Origin of the sequence: Poritiphilus flavus (genome assembly GCF_009901585.1) — a bacterium.
Taxonomy (GTDB): Bacteria; Bacteroidota; Bacteroidia; order Flavobacteriales; family Flavobacteriaceae; genus Poritiphilus; species Poritiphilus flavus.
In genome coordinates this window covers 48,609-71,559 of record NZ_WXYO01000004.1, presented here as the reverse complement: position 1 = coordinate 71,559, position 22,951 = coordinate 48,609, and the positions used below count along the sequence as shown (strand labels likewise).

Here is a 22,951-nt window from a genome sequence, read left to right as displayed (position 1 = left end):
CAATAAAGGGTAGAATCGATTAAACCTTTGGACTATTGGCTCGTTAATTAGACTCTTCCTCTCCTACTTCTTCCGCCTGAGTTGTGACGGACCCAGTTGTTGCGTTGCCATAAACCGGATCTTCATTTCGCAAGATATCAATAACTCGAGCAAAATTTGAGGAAGTCATATACGGCGTTTCCTGACGTTTTCCCTGAAATGTAGTAAAATAGAATTTTCCGAGATCGATCTTAGGATCCCATAATGCTTGATACGATTTTAATTTAGTCCATCCTGTAGTTCCTTGGGCATAATGTGGCATAGTAATAAAATTTAAATTAAACACTCAATTAGATATGCGTACAATAGAAATGCGAGGGAACTAATTATTGGTATATTTCTTACACATAAAATACGAAAAATATTAAAAAGTATTCGTATTAATTGGATATAATTTTACAGATAATGCGCCAGATAAAAGATCACCCAGTCACAACAGCAGTTGTGCTTCATGCCTACTAAATCTTCAAATGAAAATCATTTGTTTTAATTCAACTCAACTAAGTAGCTTTTCATTTGGACATTGGAGCGCGATCAGGGTTATGAGTCATTCGGCTGCGCTCATGACAGGCTTTAGTGAGTTAACCTGTTTAAGGACGAGAACCAGCAGCGATAGATGCGGGGTTTCCTATGCCATTTAGCATTAAGTTTCCCCTCTAGTTATTCGTCCGCTGCACCATAGACAACATAATTCCACTCAGAATTAATAGTCCGCCTACAATTCTGTTTTGCATGTGAACTTTTTGCTGATCTTCAAGGTAGGACTTTAGCTTTTCAGCAAAAAGAGCATATATAAACAGCGATAGTCCGTCAATGATCAAAAAGGTGATCGCTAGGATTACTATTTGTGGAATGATGGGATCCGATTCATTTAGGAATAACGGAAAGAGTGCGGCAAAGAACACAATCGCTTTTGGGTTGGCTGCCGACATTAAAAAGCCCTCTGCAAATAATTTTGAAAAACTTATGTCCTCCTTTCCATTTGTTGCTAATGTTATCTTCGGTTTAGTAATGATCTTCTTAATTCCGATATACACCAGATAAGCCACCCCACACCATTTGATAATCTGAAACAATTCCCCGGACGAAACCACAATAGTCGCCAATCCCGCGGAAGCAAGAATAATTTGAAAGAGATTGGCCGTTAAGTCCCCTGCTATGGTCCCTGCGGTTTTTCCTTTTCCGTATTTCATGCTGTTCGCAGTGGCCAGTAAAACACTTGGTCCAGGTGTTATGGCCAGGATAATTACCGTTCCAACAAAGGACAACCATACTGTTATTTCCATCGTTTTTGAAATTTTCTAATTACTCACAACTTGTTGATATACTTACCAAATGGAATAAAACCAATAAAAGAGATGATCGTTTGATCAAACTTTTAACTGCTTAGTACCTCTTTCCACCTTTCGGACTCAGCGAATTCCTTTATCGTATCATTGCGTTTTACAAGCAAACCTTTCATATAATTCTTTAGAAACAACCTATCTGCCAGGACTCCCAAAAGTCCGAATGGGGATGTGTAATCAAAAAAATCGGTCATTAAGGTTTTACCATCAACTTCTGCAAAATGATGCTCGTGCCGAAAATGTTTAAAAGCGCCTTTCACCATTTCATCTGCAAAGAAATCCGGGCGTTTAAACTCTGTGATCCTGGAGGTCAGGTTCTGGTAAACTCCCAGGTGTTTTGCCCGCCAGGTGACCCATTCACCCGCACCTATTAATCCGGAAGTTTTTCCATCAACTGCCTGTTCGTCAGTGTGCTCCGTTGAGATTTTGTGTAAGTCGATACTTCTGGCCAGATCAAAAACGATCTCTTTTTTCGCCCTGATCTTGGTTTTTAATTCAATTCTAGGCATGGTCCTTCTTGAACTTTACTTGGTCCTTTTTAAATCCAATTCAGTTTTAGATTAAATCACAAACATAAAGGTATCACAAAATGTGATACCTCATTAGACTTGTCAGTTGCCGCAAACTCCTATCTGTTTTGCGCCTGTGGGGACCCATTTGCCCTTATTAGTGAAGCTGGAAGTTTTTCTGTGAACCGCCAGTTCGTTCGTGTATTGCGCTGTAAAAAATCCTGGGTCACCCTGAGCAAAGCCTCCGGCTTGTCCATTTGAACAAAATGCCCGGAATCCTCAATAATTTCCAAACGGGAATTGGGTAAGCTTTTGTCCAAAAGCTCCCCCAGCGCTACATTGATAAATCTATCATGTCTTCCCCAGACGACTAAAACAGGCTGTTGTATTTCATGGATCCTGCTTTCCAGGTAAGCCTGACCCGGTGCGTTGTTCTGAAAATAGCTCAAAAAGGCATTCTGAGTCGTTTTATTATACCCGTCTTTTAGAAATTCGTCTTGAATTTCCCTCGGAATATTACTACCCTTGTAAAAGCCTTTGTTATAGGCAATCTTCGCGGAGATCTTTGGGAACCACTTTATCAAGGCCTTTGCGCGTATGGAGTTCTTACGGCCAAAACTCCTGACTTCCCAGGAAGAATAGGCAGATGTTGGGAAAGGAATACCGTCCATGACCACAATCTGACCGATCCGATCCGGCTGCTCAACCCCCATAATCAATGCCGGAGAGAGCCCGATATCTGTGGCCATGATATTTGCAAATTCAATTTGCAGGGTATCGAGAAAATCCATCCCCACGGAGGCGAAGGATCTTGGATTGTGATCTGTCATTTCTGAAAAAGCCTCGCTGCCACCAAAGCCTGGCCAATCTATAGCCAGAACATGATAATTTTCGGAAAGCGTTGGCGCGATATCATACCAGGTCTGCAGGTTTTCCGGTACGCCATGTAGTAACAGGATTGTTGGATCGTTTCTATCTCCTAATTCCGCATAACGAATGTTCAGTCCGTATTTTTGAATGCGTACATGCCTGGTACTCAATAATCTTGACTCTTGTTGATTTGTTTTCATTGTATGTGATTTTATATTAAGAATTATAAATATGTTGTATATGCAACTTATGTAGTAAATTTTTTATTTCATTCTGGATTCCAAGACTTTAATACTGTCCATCCCCTGCTCCTGCAACTGGTCTACAAGCAGATCCATGGCCTTTTCCCATTCCGGGATAAGGATCTTGACCAAATCCATTCCTGAATCGGTCAATGCTACCTGAGGTCTGTAGTCCGCGGTCCGAATAATTAAACCCTGTTTTTCCAATAGCTTGATATTCCTACTGACGGTTGACCTTTCCAAGCAAAGTACCTCTCCTACTTTCCCCTGTTCCACCTTACCCAGTTCGTGAAGGGTAAATAAGATCGTCATTTGATTTTCTGTGATCTTATGATCCCCCAGGAAGCTTCTGATATGGCCATCAGCAATCCTGGATAATCTTCTGAGCCTTGACCCAACACAATGTTCTAGTTGATACTTCATAGGTCAAAAATACATACAAAAGTTGTATATGCAACATATTTAACTTTTAATTGGCTTAAGCAGCTTTTTCAGCAAATCCGAAATGGAGGTCATAATGAGAATTCACAGGTTGCATCAGAAAGTATTACATTTAACTTTATGTGAATTACTAGTTGATCCCGAAATGTCTGAAAACCTTATTGCTTTTTTGATATTGTTAGGAATTGGAGGGTTTGTGACCTTGCTTGTATATCATAAAAACCGCGGCAATCCAAAACTTGCAATACGAATTGTAGCCTGTGTTATAGGGACATTCTTTCTGGTGCAATTTGGAATGTATGCAACAATTAGGCAAAACGGTCGGAGGGATTTTAAGAGGGAATTGAGAAAACTGGATTTGAAAGTAACTGAAATCCAGGTCAATGGGAATGTTGTGGATTTAGCGACAGAAGAGGTCATAAAAGAGCTATTATCCGTGGATAACCTTCGTGCGCATCACAGTTCTCCAACAGATGAATTAATATTCCATATTACTGACGGGCAAACAGAAATCAAGTTCAAACTTGGCAGGGATTCTGAGTTCAAAACAGAATATTGGCTTGATATTAAAGGTAGAAATATCGGTAAGATCAGAACCCGATTATTCAATGATATTGAATAATTTAAGCATGAAACTTCCTGATTTAGTCTATTTCCATAATTCTTTTATTGGATGATTATTTATTAGCAGTCAATTGAAACAACTCCTTATCCCGCTGTGGACCTACAGTACAGCTATTGTCAAAGTACATGGTTGCCGTATTTTCACTGTTATAGGCCGGCCATTCAGGTAGTCCATCGTGATTGGGATCCCCTGTTTTGGCAAAGTTTAACCACGCACGGCTCACTTTATCCGCCAGGGCATGGGCCTCTTTTCCACCTCCGGTCATATGATTGGCAAGGGCTACATTGTCAAAAACAAAGGGAAGCTCCATACAGTGCAGCGATTTATACTTACCGTCCATGACGGGGGATTGCCATGTAAAGAGGAACATATAAACAGGCGCCCCACCCTCCAGGGATGACTTTTCGTTAGCCTGTTCCACTGCCCCGGGCCGGAAAAGCGTATCCACATCCAGAAGGTCTTTGGGGTCAGTATCGTTAGGATATGCCTTTTTTACCGCGGCAATATAGGCATCTGCCTTGTCCTTATAGGTTTCCTTAATATGCTTTAAAATGTCTACTTCAGAGGCTCCCAGGAAACGCATATTTGCAAAAGGTGCAAATTCATTCTTAGTGGTACCTATTAAGAGGGGTACGTCTTTTGAAAGCTCGAACGCCTCCTTGGAAAAGAGTTGAAAGGGCAGGTCCTCACCGTCAACGCTCGGTCCCCATCCCAGTCCGAAGCCCGTTATTGGCTTGCCCGCTGCCTTCATTTTTTCCTCCACAATTTTTAAGGCTTTGGTGCCCGCTGCGCTCAACTTTTCAAACGGAAGCGTTTGCAGGCTATCCACCTGCTCAGGGCTCAAACCCAATTGGGACAATACCTCGGCACTTATAGCCTGAGTATCCTCCTTTTCGAGTATTCCCATACGGAAAGATCCACTTTGGTTCACGGCTTTGTGAAAGAGTCCTTTCGCTTTTGGCATAGCCATAAGGGTGTTCACTTTAGCCCCACCACCAGACTGGCCGAAAATCAATACATTATTGGGATCGCCTCCGAAATTGGAAATATTGTCCCGTACCCATTCAAGGGCCGCAACCATATCCAAAATGCTGTTATTGGCCGAATGCTTGTATTTTTCACCATAGGCTGAAAGATCCAGAAAACCTAAGACGTTGAGGCGGTGATTAATAGACACTACCACCACATCGCCTTTTTCGCTCAGGTTCTTTCCATCATAAGAAGGCAGTTCCTGGCTGGATCCCGCGGTAAAACCTCCACCGTGTATCCAAAACAGTACGGGCCGCTGTTTGTCGTCTAAACCTGGTGTCCAAATATTGATCCGCAGGCAATCTTCGTTGGTATAACCCCAGTTATGATCAAAAACAAACTCGCCTTCATCGTTCACCTCGGTAGTAGGGATCAGCAAAGGGGCAACCGGGCCATAGGTCATTGAACTTCGGATCCCTTCCCAGGAATCGGTCTTTTTAGGAGGCATAAAGCGCTCGGCCTGGGCATAAGGGATCCCCTTATAGATATAAGTATTGTCTTCTATATAACCTCGAACCTTGCCGGCTTCGGTATCGGTTACGGCAACGTTTTCACCGGTTTTGATCTCTAATTGGGCAGACAGTATGTTGAAGGAAAGCAGCATTCCTACAAGCAAATAGCTAACTATTTTTTTCATATTTAAGGTGTTTTCGATTTTCGGTTCCAATTGCTTTCAAATGTATTTTTCAGGCTTATCCAAAACAGCCAGGATTACTTAAACCCTATTTTCGCAATACCTTCATGGCTTATCTTGATGGCCTCCAGGGGTTCGAGGCCGTCAAAGGTCATGTCTTGCTCCACAAAATAGTACTCCATCCCGGACAGCTCTTTTTTTGACAGGATGGAAGCGAAATCAATGGTTCCTTGCCCCACCGGCGCAAAACGGCCCTGTTCGTCCATATCCTTAACATGCCATGCCTTGAAACGGCCAGGATACTTTTCAAAATATGCCAGGGGATCCGCTCCGGCCTTGGTAACCCAGTATAGATCCATTTGGAAGTTTACCAATTCCGGGTTGCAGTTCTCCAGTAAATAATCTAAAACCACAACGCCATCCTGATTTTCTATCAGTTCGAAATCATGATTGTGATAAAGTAATTGCAGTCCTGCTGCCTTAGTCTTTTCACCCAAAGTATCCAGGATATCAGCCAGCTCCTTTGCTGTGCCGGTCATGGAAAGTTCCCGTGTTTCCGGATTGTAATTAAACATCCCCATAGGCGGCACAGGAATGACAAAGTACTTAAACCCGGCTGCCTTAACATCCGCTATCATAGCATCCGCATTCTCAAGGGTCACGCTGCCCTGATGCGTACTAACAGGGTTCAGCCCTATTTCGCTCAAATAGCTTTTAAAATCAGAGGGAGACATGCCGTAGAATTTTCCATCTGAATAACCCGCGGCCTCAATATTCTTATATCCGGCCGCAACCACAGCCTTCAGGGTTTCTTTTGCCTCTGTACCCATGGCATCACGCACGGTGTATAAGGCTAATCCTCCAAAATTTGCACTTTCATCTGCCTTAATTTCAGTAGCCTCCGTGCTTGTTTCTTTTGTTTTATCCGCGGCTTGCTTACAGGAAAGCAAAGCGCAAAACGTCAGGACTAGAATTGGAATTGTTGTTTTCATTTTTTCGTATTTAAGAATTATATGTCGAATGCCTTTTAACCCCCTGTAATCAATTCATTTGGTGTTGAAATGAATTAATTAAGGTGAAACTAGGCGTACTTTTTTCCTTTGATTGGGTTTTTATCCTTAAAGCTATACAGGTAAGGCGCCTTGTGCGCACCTCCGGTAAACAGTTTTTCGTGCCTGATTAGAATTTCCCTGGCCAGAATTTTACGTTGAAAGGTGGTCCTTCGTAGTTTTTCACCTAAAATCGCTTCATAGACTGTTTGTAAGTCCTTCATGGTAAACTTTGCAGGTAGTAGATTCATTCCGATTAGTTTTTTATCCAGGTTTTCCCGTAAGTTTTCCAGTGCCTTATCCACAATGGCCCGATGATCCATCATTAAAGGCGGTAAATCATCAATAGCATACCAGTTGATGGAATCTGAAAGCTCGTCCGGTCTTGGCTGGACATCTTCATAATTGATAAGGGCGTAATAGGCTATGGAGACAAAGCGATCGAACAGCCAGTGATCATTATGTACTTCATATCCGTTGTTTATAAGAATTTCACGCATAGTCTCAGCGGAAGATCGGGAAACCGAACCGAAGGTGTGGAACTGTTCCAAATAGATATCGCTTAAGCCTGTGCGTTCTTTCAGTCCTCTTTTAACCGCATCGTTAATATCTTCGTTTCTTTTGACAAAGCCACCCGGAATCGCGAACAATCCTGTATTGTGGTATTCCAATACTAATATCTTAAGTTGTTTACCATTAAAGCCGAAAATGACCGAGTCGTAGGCCAAATGCGGTATAAATTCCTCATTTGAAGGGGGTTGTTTTAGCTTTCTCGTACTCAAAACGATCAATTTTAATCAAAAAAAAGCTAAATTCCGATCAAATCAAAGTATTATTGTAACAAATTGAGACAATAAGAAAAAATTACCTGAAATGGAGATTCAAGTCGTTAGGCGTCAGCTCAAAGTCATAATCCTTCTCACAGTCTTTTTTTTAATGGGAAACAACTTAGCACAATCTCAATCTGGAAAACTGCGTACTGTTGTAACCACCGATGGGGAAATAGACGATGTGGATACTTTCCTTCGGTATTTATTGTATACCAACGAATTTGATACCGAGGGGCTGATCTACTCCAGTTCCATGTGGCATTGGAAAGGCGATGAAAAGGGCACAAAATTCACGTCCGAAATGGAGATGACCCGAAACATTTATGGGGAAGACCTTACTAATCTGCGTTGGCCGGGAACTAACTGGATACAGGAGCTATTGACCGAATACAAAAAAGTACACCCCAATCTGCTGTTACACGATACCAATTATCCATCCTCCGAGGAACTATTGGCTGTGGTAAAAGTGGGTAATATTGATTTTGAGGGTGAAATGGAGCAACGTACCGAAGGCTCGGAATTGATCGCCCAGAAGCTGTTGGACGATGACCCTCGTGAGATCTTTCTACAGGCCTGGGGAGGTACCAATACCATTGCCAGGGCACTAAAGTCCATTGAGGAGGATCATTCCAAAACCAAAAACTGGAAGGATATCAAAGAAAAAGTTTCCCGAAAGGCGATTATTTATACGATCATGGACCAGGATGCTACCTATAAAAACTACATTGGTCCGAATTGGCCGGAAATCAGGGTGTTTTATAACGCTAACCAGTTTTGGTGCTTTGCCTATCCCTGGAAAAAAGTGGTTCCCAAGAGCCAGCAACCTTATTTGGAGGGAAGTTTTATGGGGCCGAATATCATAAATAACCATGGGCCCTTGCTTAAGAAGTATTACGCTTATGGAGATGGGCAGAAACAAGAGGGCGACCCCAACCATTTTGAGGGCGATATCAGCAAAATAGCCAATACCGACAGGGGTAGTTTCTCCAAATACGATTTTATATCCGAAGGGGATTCCCCGGCATTTTTGCATTTGGTTGATGTAGGCCTGGACAATTACAGCGATCCGTCCCGGGGAGGCTGGAGTGGGCGTTTTGTGCAATCCGAAGAAAACCCTTTCAAGTATGAGGATGGAAAGGCCTCGGCCGATTTCAATCCCGAATCGGGTGAAATGGATCCCAGATACCCCCAAACCCGCTGGATAAAGGCCATGCAACTGGATTTTGCAGCACGAGCCGATTGGTGCGTAAAACCCTTTGATGAGGCCAATCATCCACCAAAAATTAGGATTTCGGAAGGGAATACCCTTTCTGTCAAGGCAGGCGAAGAACTAACAATCCATTTTTCAGCTTCTGATCCAGATGACCATAAAGTAGCGTTTTCGGCCTGGTGCTATGCGGAAGCAGGTGATGGGGCGGTGCAGATCGAATCTCAGGAAGCATCGGCCAAGATCAAAATACCGGCAAATGCGGAACAGGGAGCCAAATACCATATCATCGTTGAGGGTACGGATACCGGTTTTCCCGCATTGACCCGATATCAACGAGTCATCCTGGAGGTGACTTCCGGAAAGGATTAATAGTTTAGGCGACTATATTTATCCTACCTTAAACCAAATATTCAAGTATGAAAAACCTTATTCCACTTTTGATCGCTTCACTCATAAGCTTAAACCTTCATGCACAGTATTCCGGCGAGATAAAAGTCGTGGAGTTATTAGATGCCGAAACCAATGCCATTGGTCAAAAAATTGAGTATCCCAACTTTGACAGCGCGAAAGTTACCATTCGCAAAGTCATATTTCCTCCTGGCTCGGATACCGGCTGGCACAAGCACGAGATGCCGGTATTTTCATATATCCTAAGCGGCACCCTCACCGTAGAAGTTGAAGATCGGAAATCACTGGAATATTCTGGCGGGGAATCTTTCGCCGAATCTATTGGCATATACCACCGTGGCATCAACAAGACCGATGATGATGTGGAGATAATAGCGATTTATCTGGGTGGAGATCAACAACAATTATCAATCGCGCGTCCTGAGGAATAAGAAGTATATAAAATGTTCTAATTCAGAATGTTTCTAAGTATTATCAAGACAGATATTTTGTAATTTCAAGACAATAAAGAACATCATGGCAAAATTTACACTTAACATCAACGGAAAAGCCCTTGAGGTGGATGTTGACCCTTCAACACCCATGCTCTGGGTATTACGTGACCATCTGAAGCTGGTCGGAACCAAATACGGATGCGGTATCGCCCAATGCGGGGCCTGTACCATTCATTTAGGGGATACGGCGGTACGTTCCTGTATGCTGACAGTATCTTCCGTGGGCAATCAGGAGGTGACTACCATAGAAGGCTTATCGGAACATGGTGACCACCCTGTTCAAAAGGCCTGGCTTGAGGTCGATGTACCGCAATGTGGCTACTGTCAGGCAGGGCAGATCATGACGGCATCGGCTTTGCTGAAACAGAATCCTAAGCCCAGCGAGACAGAGATCGAAATGGCTATGAACGGCAACATATGCAGATGCGGTACCTACACCAGGATCAAGAAAGCGGTTCAATTAGCTGCTGAAAGCGGATCCTAAGCCAACTCCAAAAAACTATAGCAATGACACTAGTAACATCGAAAATGGGAAGAAGAGCCTTTATTAAAAATACCAGTTTGGCCGGGGGTGGATTGGTACTTGGTTTTAACCTTTTAAATTCCTGCAAACCAAAGACCACCGAAGCTGTGGTCGCAGAACTGGAAATGCCTAAAGAATGGTATGAGATCAATGGTTATTTAAAAATTGGCGATAACGGGGTGGTGACTATCCTGTCGCCCAATCCCGAAATTGGGCAGAATGTTCGGACATCAATGCCTATGATCCTCGCGGATGAACTGGAAATTGACTGGAAAAATGTGGTGGTGGAACAAGCTCCTCTGAACACCGACCTGTACAGTTGGCAGGTGGCCGGGGGAAGCAGATCCATAATGAACTCATGGGAGAGCCTTCGTATGGCGGGTGCAACTGCAAGACATATGTTGAAAGAAGCCGCCGCTCAGGCCTGGCAGGTACCTGTTGGAGAAATCAGCGCCGTTGCCGGAGTGCTTAGCCATGAGGCAAGCGGTAATTCCGCAGGCTATGGGGAAATGGCATCACTGGCATCACAGATGGAAGTACCGGAAGAAGTTGAATTGAAAGATCGGTCAGAATTCTCTATTATCGGAACCTCTCGCAAGAATGTGGATGGAAAAAAGATCGTCACCGGCCAACCCTTGTTCGGAATAGACGTTCAACGGGAAGGCATGCTGATCGCAGGCCTGGCACATCCGCCAGCATTTGGCATGAAATTGAAGTCTTTTGACGCAGCGGAAGCCAAAAATATGCCGGGTATTCGCGATGTTTTTTCCATAAAGTTGTACGATGAAGGCTTTAAGAAATCGGCCTTTCACCATACGGCATTCAATGAATTGGTCGCGGTAATCGGGGAAACTACCTGGGAAGTTATGCAGGCCAAAAAGGCCTTAAAAATCGAGTGGGAACAGGCATCCGAGTCCGTTGAGAGCATGAGCATTCTCGGCAGGGAAATGACGGTTAAACACCCTACAGGTATGGAAAATTCCGATACCCATAATGCGAAGTTGAAAGAACTCAATACGCGTAAAGGAAGGGTTGCTCGTAAAGATGGTAACCCGGAAGCGGCTTTTGCCAAAGCAGCAAAAATCATTGAGCGCAATTACAGCTGTCCTTTCCTGGCACATAATACGATGGAACCTATGAATTTCTTCGCCAATGTTACCGAAGACCATGCGGAACTCCTTGGGCCCACCCAGACACCAGAGTGGATGGAACCGGCTGTGGCTGAGCGTCTGGGTCTTCCTTTGGAAAATGTTGACATTCAAATGACCCGTCAGGGAGGTGGCTTTGGCCGCAGGCTGTATGGACATTTTATGGTTGAGGCGGCTGTGATCTCCCAGAAGATGAAGGCCCCGGTGAAGTTGGTATACAGCCGGGAAGACGATATGTCTCAAGGAATGTACCGGCCCAGTTATTACGCTACTTATCGTGCCGGACTGGATGAAGACAACAATTTAATCGCATTTCATGTGAAGGCCGGAGGTGTTCCGGAGAGTCCGCTTTTTGCAAACCGCTTTCCCGCGGGAGCGATTGACAATTATCTGGCGGAAGATTACACTATAGATTCCAATATTACCACCGGAGCGTTCCGTGCGCCTCGTTCCAATTTTATTGCCGGTGCTGAACAGTCATTTTTGGACGAAGTGGCCGAAGAGATGGGTAAAGATCCTATCGATTTCAGATTGGAATTGTTGCAACGTGCAAAGGAAAATCCTGTGGGTGATCCGGAAACCAACGATTACGATGCGGCCCGTTATGCCGGTGTATTGGACCTGGTTAGGGAAAAGTCGAATTGGGGACAAAATGAATCCGGTGTATACCGGGGGGTTTCGGCCTATTTCTGTCATAATAGCTATGTAGCCCAGGTATTGGATATGGTTATGGATAACGGTAACCCTATAGTGCAAAAGGTGACCTCAGCAATTGATTGTGGTATTGTGGTAAACCCCGACGCCGCGACCAATATGGCCGAAGGAGGCGCGGTTGACGGTATTGGTCATGCCATGTATAGCGCCCTGACCTTTAAAGACGGAGCACCTGAACAAACTAATTTTGACCGTTATCGTTTAATCCGTCATAGCGAAGCGCCAAAGGAAATCGAGGTTCATTTTGTGGACAACGGCATTGACCCAACCGGAATGGGTGAACCTCCCTTCCCTCCCATTATGGGAGCTTTGGCAAATGCTTTATACAAGGCCACCGGAAGGAGGCATTATCATCAGCCATTTATTTCTGATAGGCCGCCTTTGGTTGGCTAGGGGATGACAGGCTCGAAACCAATCTTTTATTTTTGTATTAGACTCTGCAACACGGTAGTTCGTTTTAGATAAATCTTGTGAGAGTGGAGGTGTAGCGTTTGCCTTATTTGAATTTTTGCTTATGGTGCAGGATTCTTAGAATATAAACAACATCATGGTGTAGTATAAAATGAATTGCATACTTAAAACTATCAAAATGAGCACGTCTAATATTTCGATAGTAGGTTTGGAACAGAAATGGATTGGCCCTTATATATGAGATTTGACTTTTAAAATCCTTATCAAAGTTTTGTTCTAACCCAGAAACCCTGTAATAACATTTCGCGGTTAGCAGGTCTTTCTCGGCATCCTTGGAAATTTTAATCTGATATGCCATTCCTACTCATAACATCCTCAATAGTGGAAAATTCTATTTCATCTTTATCGAATTTGCTCAATAAATCGTCCATCATGTCCGTATATTCCTTGGACGGGACTTCTAGTTTTTTGGCCTGTTCCATGGCCAAGAACTCAAGATAATTTTTAAGACTACGGTTCTGTCTTTTCGCTTCAGCTTCCAAAGTTGAAATAACTGCTTCATCCAAATGTAACTCTTTACGCACCATAACAATAAAACTTATACGTACAATATACGTATTAATCACGTAAAAATTACATAAAATTCTTAATTTTCTGAATGATACTTATAACTTAAGCCCCATAAAACGCATAAAGAGTTCCAGGCATTCGTCTATCTGCTGCTGATGTTCCCGGATATTGGACTGCAGCGCTAATGGATCAATTTCCCCACCGGACTTCTCCAGGTACGGAGGCAGGGTTTCATTGCGATCAAGCATCACCCAGGCCGGATTGATGCCTTTGGTGTCGTACAAAAAGTTCATAAGGTGGGTCAACTTTGCCGATGTAATGCTGTTCAATGTCTCCAGCCGTGCCATGGTGTTCTGGGTGAATTTCCCCTCCCCGTCAAGAAGTTTCCTTTGACTTAGATATCCGTTGATCATCGTGACAAACTCCTCCTGGGTTTTGACGTAAACCTCTGTGCGCAATCGTCTGACCCTTTGGCCTATGTTATTTGAGCATACTTTCATGGCAGGTATCAATAGGTTTTAGACAGGAAGCAAATGCGGGCATGAAAGGATGCTGTCCAACTTAAAATCCAGTTGTTCCGGGAATCCCGGGCTGTAAGAACAAAATCATTACCAATGAATGCCCAAAACAGCTTTCCCGAAACTATGCAAGGGCCGCAAGAGGGACAAACACGGATGCACAATCGGGTGGATAAAAAGATAAGTGTGAAGTAATTTGCCTGACAGGAAGAAATCCAAGTTAATTGAGGGTTCCGGCCGTAGGCCTTGCCAACGGTCACAGAACCCTCTTCCTACATGAAACTAACTAACTCAAAACACAGCCAAGGGATAAAAACCATCTAAAAAAACCTAATACAACTAATGGACTATGGTATCCCTTGAACTGCACAAGCCAAATCTAAGTCAGCATAGAGAGATAGGCAAAGACCAATGCACAAGTGGTCTATTGAAATAATAACTGTTATAAATCTTTTATTGAATAATTCTTTAGTCTGGCTCAATTAACACCTGGCAAGCATCTTTAATCTGCTCTTCTTTCCTCAAAACGCTGGCAAAAGACCTTAGATTCCATGGCACGTCTGAATTTCAGTTATTCCGTGATTCACCCATTTATTTGGCACTTCCTTATAGGTATGCATTTAGCCTTGGAGCCCGACAGTTTTGAGGATATATTCTGAAGCAAAATCAACGAACTAGTAAAGATGAATAATCTATTTAGACTCGCCGGATCTGTTACCAAAAGTGTACCGTTTATTTCAATCTTGCTGATTTTCATATTTGTGGCCTGTAGCAATGACGAAGAAAAGGTTCCGGAAAGCGATCCGAGCATCGTCTTCAGCATGGGTAGTGTAGAAATCAACGAAATTTCCAGGGGTTTTATGCTAAGTGTTCTTGCCAGTCATAAAATAAGTTATTACGATACGGTATACGAAAAGCCCAAGAATCTCGTCGCTTTCAAACTAAGGGATGTGCTGGAACTCGGTTACGAGATCAATTTAGATACCATCAGGAACTCCACCTTCACTTTTTTGGCGCTGGACGGATTTCAGGATTCAGCCAGTAGCCATCAGGCCAACGAACCCGGTGGTTATATTGCTTTTGAAGATCTGGACGTGGAGGGATTGGAGAACTGGGAGCCCGTCGCTATTGAAAACAACAATAACCCGGCCCCATTTTACGTCGTTTGGATCAATGAAGGTCAAACTCCGGAAGACGGCTATCCCTGGCCGTATCAATTGTATGCGATTGATAAGGACTAATATCAGAAAACAGTCCGGCAGCCGTTATCCCGGCCAAAGACCTCAATTGTCCTTCTCTTCCGTATTTGAGCTAATACACATCACCGTATCGTCCACATTGATGGGCGGAGTTGCCAGTTTGTACAAAACAATGCCGTCCTTCGGGGCTTTGTATTGCTCCAAAACATTACCGAACTCATCGGTAGTATAGCCTACTACATCATCTTTTTTTACGGTATCCCCGGCTTTGTATTCGCTATAGAATATTCCCTGTACACCGGCGTCAATATAGGTCTGACTATTCCGGTAGATTATATTGGGATGAGGCCCGCTACTCCTACCATACATATCCAAAGCAGCCAGCATATTATACACTCCCTTTTGGATCAGATGTACATTCTCTTCCTGTACATTACCCAATTTGCCGCATTCAATACTTAGACCGGTTTTGCCATCCTGAACCGCCTGCTTAAAGGCATACTTTGCCGGATCTGTTTCTGATATGGTATATGGATAGGACACAACATATTCAAAACCGCTGTTTTCGGAAAGCCTCCGGGCGAGAGCAGTTTGCTCCGGTTTAGCAACATTATTGTAATAGCAAACAAAAGGAATCAGGTCTTCGCAGGCATCCCCGCCGTGAATATCAAGGAATACATCACTTACAGGAATAATATTTGTAGTTATGAAATACGCCAATTGTTCCGTGATGCTACCCTCAGCCTTTCCGGGAAAGGCATTGTTCAGATTTTTTTGATCCTGGGGATTGATAAAGGGTGTGCGGGTAAAAAACGAAGCCGTGTTAGCCATGGGAATGACGATCAGGGTCCCCTCGAGTTGCTCTTTATCAATTTCCTCCATTAATTTTTGGGTAGCCATAATAGGTGGGTATTCATAGCCGTGAACGCCGGCAACAATTGTGAATACCGGCCCCGGGCTTTTTCCCTGAATTATGGATATGGGTAAAAACCCTTTATTTCCATCTGCATCTTCAAATTCAATGCGCATATCTGCCCTGGAAGATGTTGTTCTTTGTTCAAAACGGTTTTGAAATGTATTTTGAGCTACTATGGAATGCAAAGCGCATAGAATGAATAGCAGGTAAAGGTTTTTTCTCATCACTTGATGTTTTAGTGAATCTACAATCCGATGGTTAGACTTTGTCCTTTTTGCAACAAAAGGTAAGAAAATCCGTTCTTGATCTACAAACCGAAAATATAATATCATCACAACCGCGTTAGTTTTTGAATATTACTGACACCTGTAGCTGATGTAGTGATGGCCCATTCTAAAAAATGGAAAATCGCTGTAAATATTTTAACAACTGAGTATATGATGATCCGAAAAATATTTGTGCTATTCGCACTATTGTTACTGGGGACGGAAATGAAGGCCCAGGATAGCCAATCCCTTACCGCAACTTTTAGTTCTTATGAAGAAGAAACCTTTTATTTTATGCCGGATGATAGCGAACAGATGGAGTTTTCTTCCCTGAACGAAAAGGCTTCTGCCAAGTACGACCTTACAAAGTCAGAGTTTAAAGGTAAACGCTTCAAAGTCACCTATATCATAGAAACCGAGACGGATGCTTCCGGTGAAGAAATTGATGTAAATATTATTACAGACCTGGAACGCATAGAATAGCAATAGATCTTTTCCTGCTTAAGATGAATTAAAAAGGGGGAACTTTGAGATTTCGATATTCTCCTTATTGAATGCCCAGGTTCGAGCATTTCAGAGTCTATAGATCTCTTTACGAACCAATTTCATCAGGTCCATATGCCGCTCTTGCCGCATAAGATTTCGATATTTCTTTCTGTCCAGCTTATCGACAAGGTTCCAGATGGCCAGGTTCATTTCCGCATGTTCGGTAAAAAACCCAATCATATCAAAAATTCTGGGAGAGGCGTCTGCGGTAAAGTATTTATCATAGCCATATTCTTTGGCGTAAAAAAGGAACTCCACCGTATGCAAAAAATTCCTTGACCCCGAAATCAGGTCCCAATCAAAGTTAAAATCGTTATCGTTAGTGTGCAGGTAGTAGTCTGTCCCGGTCTCCTCACACAAAGCTATTACCTGGGCCGGATTCTCTTTAGCAAGCAGCGCATGCCCAAAATCTATAGTAACTCCCGTAGCTTTGTTGCCTACTTCCTTTAAGAACAAAATGGTTTTAGCACAATTGTCCAGTTGCGCATGCACCCTTGTTTCGTTGATCTTGTACTCAATGAAGAGCGGGATCTCAGGTAAATAATCAGCGGCCTCCGCCACGGATTCCACCATATTTCTCCACGCCAGAGGATAATCTACCTGGAAAAGATTGTCATATCCGTCAGAAAGCGGGCAACAGGTAACCAAAGGAGCCCCTACGGCTTTCGCATAATCCTTGGCTTTTTTGATGATATCTACAGCACCCTTCCTCAAGTCCGGGTCCGTTCTGGAAAGCACTCCGGGAACCCATTGGGTCTCTTTCTTGATATTCGCGTTGACTGCGGCAAAATGTAGTCCCCGGTCCCGAAACATCTGTAGTGTTGTGCTGGCTTCTTCCGTCTCATAGGGATATACAATTTCCACCCCATCCACCCCAGGTATTTTTGTCACCAGATCTAACCTTTCCGCTAAAGTTGTAGGCTCCTGGTATTCTGAAAATCGGTCCTGGGTCCTTCCCAGAAAAGCGGTGATAATACTTTGTTTCATTTAAATGTCTTTATATGTTTTTGTTGTCGGTCTACCTTGATAACATCAGCCTATAACTGTTTCGCGTACGACATCCGGATCGGTGAACTGATCCATCAGATCGGTTACCCTGGTGGAGAAGGAGTACAATACGGCCCCTCTTTTTCCGGCTTGAAACCAGTGTTTTGTACCAGGGGGTAAAACCAACTGATCTCCAGGCTCAATGACCACTTCGTGTCGCATGGTGTAGCAGGAATCCTTGCCGTCTACAATAAAGCCCTCAAGCATATTATCTTCCCCGGGAATGTAGAAGGTCAGGTCTCCCCATATGCCTCGAATTACCTCTTCCTTGCCAGGGTCCTCTCCTACTGGCGGATGCCAGTGTTCCGGTTCGGTTTGATAAGGGAGGAGGACCAGGATCTTGGCCGCCATGCGATTGGTATTGAAAAGGGTCAGAATCTGAACCCCTTCCTCCCGTATTCGACTCAAGCCAAAGTCTGCAGCGGTAATATTCTTCTTGTCCGCCTCTGTCAAATGGATGCCGGTAGCCTCAATCATTTCAATGGACTTTTGGCAAACTTCTGCGTACTCTTTCTTAGTGATCATGTTCTTTATAGTGTTAGGTCTAAAGGCAGCTGGGGTTTAACACCCAACCACAGGACAATAGCAATTAGGTTTAAAAAAGCGGCCAGGTAAAAGAAGGGGATCTCGGAGCCTGTCATATCCAACAAATAGGGAAATGCCAAAGCAGTAAGAAAGGATCCGATATTACCAGCCATATTCATGGTGCCGCTAACCGCTCCGGAAAACTGCCTCCCTACATCAACACATGCAGACCAGGAGGGACTCAAAGTCATATCTGCACCGAAAACGGCTATAGAAATAAAAACAATGGCCGGAGTAACCGTCTCCATATAGGCACCTGCCACTATGCCGACCGAGGCAAGTAAAAAACCTATGATTGCAGGTAGTTTACGAGAAAGTGTCATTTTGTTCTTCTTATAGATATAATCTACCAGGAAGCCTGAAAACCAGTTGCCCAGGGCACCGCTAATCAAAGGTGCGGCGGTAAAAAAGCCGGCTTCCAACGCATCCAGGTTATACTTGGCCTTTATATGCGGAAACAACCAGGTAAGACAGAAAAAAAAAGTAAAGTTGCTGGAAAAATACTGTCCCATTAACAACCACATGGTTTTGGACCTGAACAGTTTACCAAGGTGAATTTGAGCCTTGACCGTATTTGCCACTTCTTTCTCCGTGTGTTCAATAATGAAATCGGTCTCCTTTGCGGATATACCGCTGTGATCTCTTGGATCATCCCGAAACCACCAATACCAGACCACTCCCCATAACATTCCGACCAGGCCAAGGATCACAAAAGTGAGTCGCCAGCCAAAGAGGTCCATTAACCAGGCAACCGCGGGAAGCGCGATAGCGGCGCCAATCCTTCCGCCGGAAAAATTTATGCCGTTTACAATGCCCCTTTCCTGCAGGGGGATCCAGCGATATATGGCTCTTGCCATCCCAGGAAAGGCTCCGGCTTCCCCTACGCCGAAAACGAATCTTACGATAAGCAGGGATATGTAATTCCAGGTTGCTCCGGTGAGAGCAGTAAATAGAGACCAAAGGCTAACCACTGCAGTAAGTATCTTGCGGGGACCGAATTTATCCGCCAACAAACCGGCGGGGGTTTGGAACAAGGCGTAGCCCAGCGCAAAGATGCTCATGGCCCAGCCCATCTGCTTGTCGCTAAGCTGTAGTGATTCCGCTACGGGATCTTTTGCTACCGAAAGCAGGATCCGGTCGAACAGGACTATCATGGCCAGCACAAAGGTGCCAAAGACCATTTTGTATCGCTCTGGAAATAAAACCTTATCCTTCAATTATCCTCTGTTTTGTCAAAAAGCCTTTTTGTCTTTTCCAAGTGTTCCCTCATAAGTTTGCATGCCTGCTCCGCATTCCTGTTCTCAATAGCAGTAATAATGTCCAGGTGTTCCTGCAGGGTTTCGCTTGGGGGTCTGAGTAGGCCTAACATATCAATACAAACCAATAAGTTCCCTTTTTTAAACAGATCGTATAGGAAGCTGTTTCCGCAAGATCTTATTAAGGTATCGTGAAAGATACTATCGGTGACCTGGTATTTTTTTTGAGATATGTTTTCGGTTGTCGTATAAGGGTTGAATAGTTTTCTTAGCTTTTGGATGTCCTTATCAACGGCATTCTCCGTAAAGAGCTGTATTGCCATAACTTCCAAGGCGATACGGCAGTCATATATCTCCCGAATCTCTTCCCGGCTGAATTCCCTTACCACAACTCCCCTTCTGGGGATGGATTCAACAAGAGATTCCGCCTCCAACATTTGCAGGGCGGTACGCAGCGGCGTTCTGCTGATCCCCAGTTGCTCAGCCAGTTTTTCCTGCACTATTTTTTTTCCAGGCTCCAATTGCCTGGATACGATCAGATTCTTTACTTCTTTATAGGCCTGTCTGCCTAGTTCATTGGTGCTAAGCTTCATTTAATTGTAATTAGTTGCCATTAAGTTTTATAGCGTCACTACTGCAGGGCCAGGGACATTCGTTTAAAGAACTCATTATAGACAAAAGGTTTGCCCTTTTTGGGATTGCCATCCTCCCCTCTTCTCACGAAGACCAGATCCCATTCCGGGATCACAAAACACATATTATTGTGTAAGCCACTGGCGTAGTACAAAGACTTAGGGGCGTCAGGCATGTGATAATCAGCACCTGGCATCTTCCCATTTACCCACCAATTGTAGCCATAACAACCTCTGCCGTCCACATTACTTCTATCGGTATCGGCAACCCTGGTGGTATTCACCTGATTTTGGGTAGCTTTTTCGATCCAGGCTTTGGACAATAATTGCTCTCCGTCCCAATTCCCTTCATTCAGATATAGATGACCGAATCGCGCGAGCTGCTCGGCATTGATCATAACGCCGGTACAACCGTTGTTGATGGGCAGTTCGTTGACTTCCTGTTCGGTTCCCCATTTGTATTCCCCGATTCCAATGGCCTTTCCAATATATTCATCGAAGATTGATTTTAAGGTCCGTCCGGAGTGCATCGTCAACAAGCGTCCGAACATCATTTGAGCCTCGTCCCAATAGGCGTATTCTTCACCTGGCTTGAACAAAGGTTCTTCCAATTGGTAGGGTGTCCAGGACCAGTCCTCACTGGGTTCGTTCCACCGGCTGTTGCCCACAGCGCTGTAACCGGATGTCATACTGGCGAAATGTTTGAGCTGGACCTCCGGATATAAAGCTCCAAGACTGGAATCTATTTCCCTGGCATAAGTTTCCTCAGAAATCTCACCCCGATCTGTCAATAAACCCAAAACCGTACTGGTAAAAGATTTGCTGGAGGAATAGATGTTGTGCTTTTTATAGATGCTGTCTCCTTTGTAAATAAGATATCCCTTGCGAACGATGAATACCTCTTCCAGTCCATCTTCCCCGGACTCCGAGGCCAGGTATTCCAGGGCCTGCTGCAAACGCTCAGGGTCCACTCCCAATTCCTGCGGTTTCTTTTCCACCCATTGCTCTCCGGGAAAGACCATCGGCAGTTCCCTGCTTCCCTCGGAGCAGGAAAAACAGATCAGTATCCCAAAACCTATCAAATACAGTCTCTTCATATCTTATTTCAATTGTGCTTCGCGGCTATCATTCAGTCCCAGTCAAGTCTGACTTTAACGTTTCTAAAAATACGATATTTTTGTATACTGTATACAAAAATGAATATTGATTTTCGTAAATTATAGATTGATCATTCAAGGGAAGTACACCGTAAATCCAGGATTGCGGAAGTCTGAACCAAGCTGCTGGTTCATTTTCCATTACAAGTTCATGATTATCTTTATATCGTATCCAGCCGCCTTATGAAATCCAAATTTCTTCACAATTACGACTATCAGGAATACATAAAAAATGTTCTGCACTCTACGGAAGCTCAGAAACCCATATTCATCGCGACCGAAGAGGAATTCTCCAGGGGCAAGGGAATCACTCACCCTTATCGCAGCAATTTCTATTCCTTTGGGGTACTCCACCAAAGTGAATGCCAACTTCAGGTAGGGATCCGGGAATACCACATCAAAAGGGGGTCTTTAACAATGGTTGGACCTGGAATAGTCCGTAATTGGATCTCAAATAGTTGGGATATGGCGAATACCACGGTATTTTTTAAAGAAAGCCTCTTTGGTAAACCATTTCATTCCAATTTCCTTTTGGATTATGATTTTTTCAGTCATGGAGCAAATCATGTTGTGGATCTGGATGAAGAAGCGTATAACAAGATAAACCTACTGCTTGAACTTCTCAAGGGGAACATCGACAACCTGGCCTTTGCCAGTGGTCTGCTCTACGCAATACTTGAGTATATTAATCAGGTTTACAGTGAGAACCAGACACATCTTCCTTTAACTCGAAACGATAAAATTGCAAGGGAATTCAGGAATTTGCTCCAGGAGAATTTTCGGCAGCATAAAACCGTAGACTTTTACGCTGATAATTTCAACTTGAGTTCCAAGCACCTGTCCGATTTGCTTAAAGATACTATTGGAAAAACCATTAAACAGGCTATAGAGGAAATGGTCATCTTCGAGACCAAGAGTTTGCTTAAGCAGACCACCATGGATATTAAGGAGATCGTATATCAATTGGGGTATGAAGACCCATCCTATTTTTCCAAATTCTTTAAGGGAAAAACCGGTTACACCCCTTCGGAATACCGTTTGAAAGCTTAAATCCGTAAAAAATACCATCCTTTCCGAATTTAGGACTAACCCTTGCCTTCGCTGCTGCCGGATATTTGTTCCAAGTAAAGTTTAATCCTAAAAAGATAAATCATGAAAACTAAAGATCTCAGATTAAATCAACTATCTGAAAATGCTTATGACAAATATCTGGCCTATCTAAAAGCCATGGACAACAAAGACGTAGATACTTATGGAAAATTTTTGGCAGAGGATGTGGAAGTATGGTTCAACAACAATCTGTTTGGCAAAGGCAAACAAGAAATATTGAAGGGTCTTGGAGAATACTGGCAAAGCTTCGCTGCTATAGAACATGACCTCACCAATATCTATGGTACTGACAAAAATTATGTGCTGGAGGCCCTGAATCATTACCAAAGACATGATGGTAAGGAAGTAACTGTAAAAGCAGTGGCATTCACTGATCTGAATGAAAGTGGTGAGGTCAATTCCGTTAGGCTGTATATGGACATGTCCCCGGTTTTTTACTGATCGCCGGCAAACTCAGCTATTTGAAAGTCACTTTCTTCAGTTCAGGGACAATCCTGTCCGCCTGGGGAAAGGGACTCTTCCTGTGATGTTAGGAGCTATTGAATCTATTTTTTTCAAGTTGCTGTAAGCCAAATTTCTCAAAACCTGAGCTTGTCTTTCCCCTGCATCCCGGTACTCTTGATCGGT

26 protein-coding genes are annotated in these 22,951 nt (G+C 43.7%); 9 read left to right on the top strand and 17 right to left on the bottom strand.

The genetic code is table 11. The annotated features are described in order from the left end of the window. Positions 1-43: 43 nt before the first annotated feature. From GTQ38_RS09465 to GTQ38_RS09445, 5 genes are all read right to left on the bottom strand, one after another. Positions 44-301, bottom strand: coding sequence for a hypothetical protein (locus tag GTQ38_RS09465; protein WP_161435274.1), 258 nt, complete (start codon positions 299-301; stop codon positions 44-46). 394 nt (positions 302-695) lie between these two features. Then, positions 696-1,325, bottom strand: coding sequence for a LysE family translocator (locus GTQ38_RS09460; protein ID WP_161435273.1), 630 nt, complete (start codon positions 1,323-1,325; stop codon positions 696-698). Positions 1,326-1,417: 92 nt separating this feature from the next. Further along, positions 1,418-1,894 carry an SRPBCC family protein gene (locus GTQ38_RS09455; RefSeq protein ID WP_161435272.1) on the bottom strand — a complete coding sequence of 159 codons (477 nt, stop codon included), beginning with the start codon at positions 1,892-1,894 and terminating at the stop codon, positions 1,418-1,420. Positions 1,895-2,013: 119 nt separating this feature from the next. Beyond that, entirely contained in the window at positions 2,014-2,964 is a 951-nt protein-coding gene (locus GTQ38_RS09450; protein WP_161435271.1) for an alpha/beta fold hydrolase, read from the bottom strand. Positions 2,965-3,027: 63 nt separating this feature from the next. Continuing rightward, a complete protein-coding gene (locus tag GTQ38_RS09445) occupies positions 3,028-3,429 on the bottom strand; it encodes a MarR family winged helix-turn-helix transcriptional regulator (protein ID WP_161435270.1) in 402 nt (133 codons plus the stop codon). Between the two features lie 82 nt (positions 3,430-3,511). Here GTQ38_RS09445 and GTQ38_RS09440 point away from each other — a divergent pair, with 82 nt between their 5' ends. After that, a complete protein-coding gene (locus GTQ38_RS09440; protein WP_161435269.1) occupies positions 3,512-4,069 on the top strand; it encodes a hypothetical protein in 558 nt (185 codons plus the stop codon). Positions 4,070-4,124: 55 nt separating this feature from the next. Here the strand turns inward: GTQ38_RS09440 and GTQ38_RS09435 are convergent, their stop codons facing one another. The 3 genes from GTQ38_RS09435 to GTQ38_RS09425 all read right to left on the bottom strand — a co-directional run bounded on the left by GTQ38_RS09435 (position 4,125) and on the right by GTQ38_RS09425 (position 7,566). Then, a complete protein-coding gene (locus tag GTQ38_RS09435) occupies positions 4,125-5,738 on the bottom strand; it encodes a carboxylesterase/lipase family protein (protein WP_161435268.1) in 1,614 nt (537 codons plus the stop codon). 74 nt (positions 5,739-5,812) lie between these two features. Next, entirely contained in the window at positions 5,813-6,727 is a 915-nt protein-coding gene (locus GTQ38_RS09430; protein WP_161435267.1) for a sugar phosphate isomerase/epimerase family protein, read from the bottom strand. 89 nt (positions 6,728-6,816) lie between these two features. Continuing rightward, positions 6,817-7,566 (bottom strand): NUDIX hydrolase, encoded by a 750-nt coding sequence (locus tag GTQ38_RS09425; RefSeq protein WP_161435266.1) that lies wholly within the window; start codon positions 7,564-7,566, stop codon positions 6,817-6,819. A gap of 154 nt (positions 7,567-7,720) precedes the next feature. On the opposite strand from GTQ38_RS09425, the gene GTQ38_RS09420 reads away from it, so the two are divergent. The 4 genes from GTQ38_RS09420 to GTQ38_RS09405 all read left to right on the top strand — a co-directional run bounded on the left by GTQ38_RS09420 (position 7,721) and on the right by GTQ38_RS09405 (position 12,504). After that, on the top strand, positions 7,721-9,193 hold the full coding sequence (locus tag GTQ38_RS09420; protein ID WP_238857881.1) for a DUF1593 domain-containing protein: 1,473 nt from the start codon (positions 7,721-7,723) through the stop codon (positions 9,191-9,193). A gap of 47 nt (positions 9,194-9,240) precedes the next feature. Further along, positions 9,241-9,663: a cupin domain-containing protein gene (locus GTQ38_RS09415; RefSeq protein WP_161435264.1), complete on the top strand. Its 423-nt coding sequence runs from the start codon at positions 9,241-9,243 to the stop codon at positions 9,661-9,663. An 85-nt stretch (positions 9,664-9,748) separates the two neighbouring features. Next, positions 9,749-10,210, top strand: a complete 462-nt coding sequence (locus GTQ38_RS09410) for a (2Fe-2S)-binding protein (RefSeq protein ID WP_161435263.1) — start codon at positions 9,749-9,751, stop codon at positions 10,208-10,210. Between the two features lie 23 nt (positions 10,211-10,233). Next, complete coding sequence (locus tag GTQ38_RS09405; protein WP_161435262.1) at positions 10,234-12,504, top strand: xanthine dehydrogenase family protein molybdopterin-binding subunit; 2,271 nt, start codon at positions 10,234-10,236, stop codon at positions 12,502-12,504. Between the two features lie 103 nt (positions 12,505-12,607). On the opposite strand, the gene GTQ38_RS21200 is transcribed toward GTQ38_RS09405, so the two are convergent. The 3 genes from GTQ38_RS21200 to GTQ38_RS09390 all read right to left on the bottom strand — a co-directional run bounded on the left by GTQ38_RS21200 (position 12,608) and on the right by GTQ38_RS09390 (position 13,592). Next, entirely contained in the window at positions 12,608-12,880 is a 273-nt protein-coding gene (locus GTQ38_RS21200) for a type II toxin-antitoxin system RelE/ParE family toxin (RefSeq protein WP_161435261.1), read from the bottom strand. Further along, a complete protein-coding gene (locus GTQ38_RS09395; RefSeq protein ID WP_161435260.1) occupies positions 12,864-13,109 on the bottom strand; it encodes a hypothetical protein in 246 nt (81 codons plus the stop codon). The genes GTQ38_RS21200 and GTQ38_RS09395 overlap by 17 nt, the downstream gene beginning before the upstream one ends. A gap of 78 nt (positions 13,110-13,187) precedes the next feature. After that, on the bottom strand, positions 13,188-13,592 hold the full coding sequence (locus GTQ38_RS09390; protein ID WP_161435259.1) for a hypothetical protein: 405 nt from the start codon (positions 13,590-13,592) through the stop codon (positions 13,188-13,190). Positions 13,593-14,293: 701 nt separating this feature from the next. On the opposite strand from GTQ38_RS09390, the gene GTQ38_RS09385 reads away from it, so the two are divergent. Continuing rightward, entirely contained in the window at positions 14,294-14,851 is a 558-nt protein-coding gene (locus GTQ38_RS09385) for a hypothetical protein (RefSeq protein WP_161435258.1), read from the top strand. Positions 14,852-14,893: 42 nt separating this feature from the next. Here GTQ38_RS09385 and GTQ38_RS09380 read toward each other — a convergent pair whose 3' ends face one another. Further along, positions 14,894-15,949, bottom strand: a complete 1,056-nt coding sequence (locus GTQ38_RS09380) for a M14 family metallopeptidase (protein ID WP_161435257.1) — start codon at positions 15,947-15,949, stop codon at positions 14,894-14,896. 213 nt (positions 15,950-16,162) lie between these two features. Here GTQ38_RS09380 and GTQ38_RS09375 point away from each other — a divergent pair, with 213 nt between their 5' ends. Next, positions 16,163-16,474 (top strand): hypothetical protein, encoded by a 312-nt coding sequence (locus GTQ38_RS09375; protein ID WP_161435256.1) that lies wholly within the window; start codon positions 16,163-16,165, stop codon positions 16,472-16,474. Positions 16,475-16,564: 90 nt separating this feature from the next. Here GTQ38_RS09375 and GTQ38_RS09370 read toward each other — a convergent pair whose 3' ends face one another. From GTQ38_RS09370 to GTQ38_RS09350, 5 genes are read right to left on the bottom strand one after another with little or no spacing between them, the layout of a single operon-like run. After that, positions 16,565-17,524 (bottom strand): sugar phosphate isomerase/epimerase family protein, encoded by a 960-nt coding sequence (locus GTQ38_RS09370; RefSeq protein ID WP_161435255.1) that lies wholly within the window; start codon positions 17,522-17,524, stop codon positions 16,565-16,567. Between the two features lie 45 nt (positions 17,525-17,569). Then, complete coding sequence (locus GTQ38_RS09365; RefSeq protein WP_238857880.1) at positions 17,570-18,109, bottom strand: D-lyxose/D-mannose family sugar isomerase; 540 nt, start codon at positions 18,107-18,109, stop codon at positions 17,570-17,572. A gap of 5 nt (positions 18,110-18,114) precedes the next feature. Continuing rightward, positions 18,115-19,386 carry an MFS transporter gene (locus tag GTQ38_RS09360; RefSeq protein ID WP_238857879.1) on the bottom strand — a complete coding sequence of 424 codons (1,272 nt, stop codon included), beginning with the start codon at positions 19,384-19,386 and terminating at the stop codon, positions 18,115-18,117. After that, complete coding sequence (locus tag GTQ38_RS09355; protein WP_161435254.1) at positions 19,383-20,018, bottom strand: GntR family transcriptional regulator; 636 nt, start codon at positions 20,016-20,018, stop codon at positions 19,383-19,385. The genes GTQ38_RS09360 and GTQ38_RS09355 overlap by 4 nt, the downstream gene beginning before the upstream one ends. A 38-nt stretch (positions 20,019-20,056) precedes the next feature. Further along, the gene (locus tag GTQ38_RS09350) at positions 20,057-21,154 is read right to left on the bottom strand and encodes a serine hydrolase domain-containing protein (RefSeq protein ID WP_161435253.1); all 1,098 of its coding nucleotides are present in this window, start codon (positions 21,152-21,154) and stop codon (positions 20,057-20,059) included. Between the two features lie 243 nt (positions 21,155-21,397). Between GTQ38_RS09350 and GTQ38_RS09345 the strand changes: the two genes are divergently transcribed. Beyond that, positions 21,398-22,264 carry a helix-turn-helix domain-containing protein gene (locus GTQ38_RS09345; protein WP_161435252.1) on the top strand — a complete coding sequence of 289 codons (867 nt, stop codon included), beginning with the start codon at positions 21,398-21,400 and terminating at the stop codon, positions 22,262-22,264. A gap of 102 nt (positions 22,265-22,366) precedes the next feature. Beyond that, positions 22,367-22,765, top strand: a complete 399-nt coding sequence (locus GTQ38_RS09340) for a nuclear transport factor 2 family protein (RefSeq protein ID WP_161435251.1) — start codon at positions 22,367-22,369, stop codon at positions 22,763-22,765. Positions 22,766-22,951: the final 186 nt, after the last annotated feature.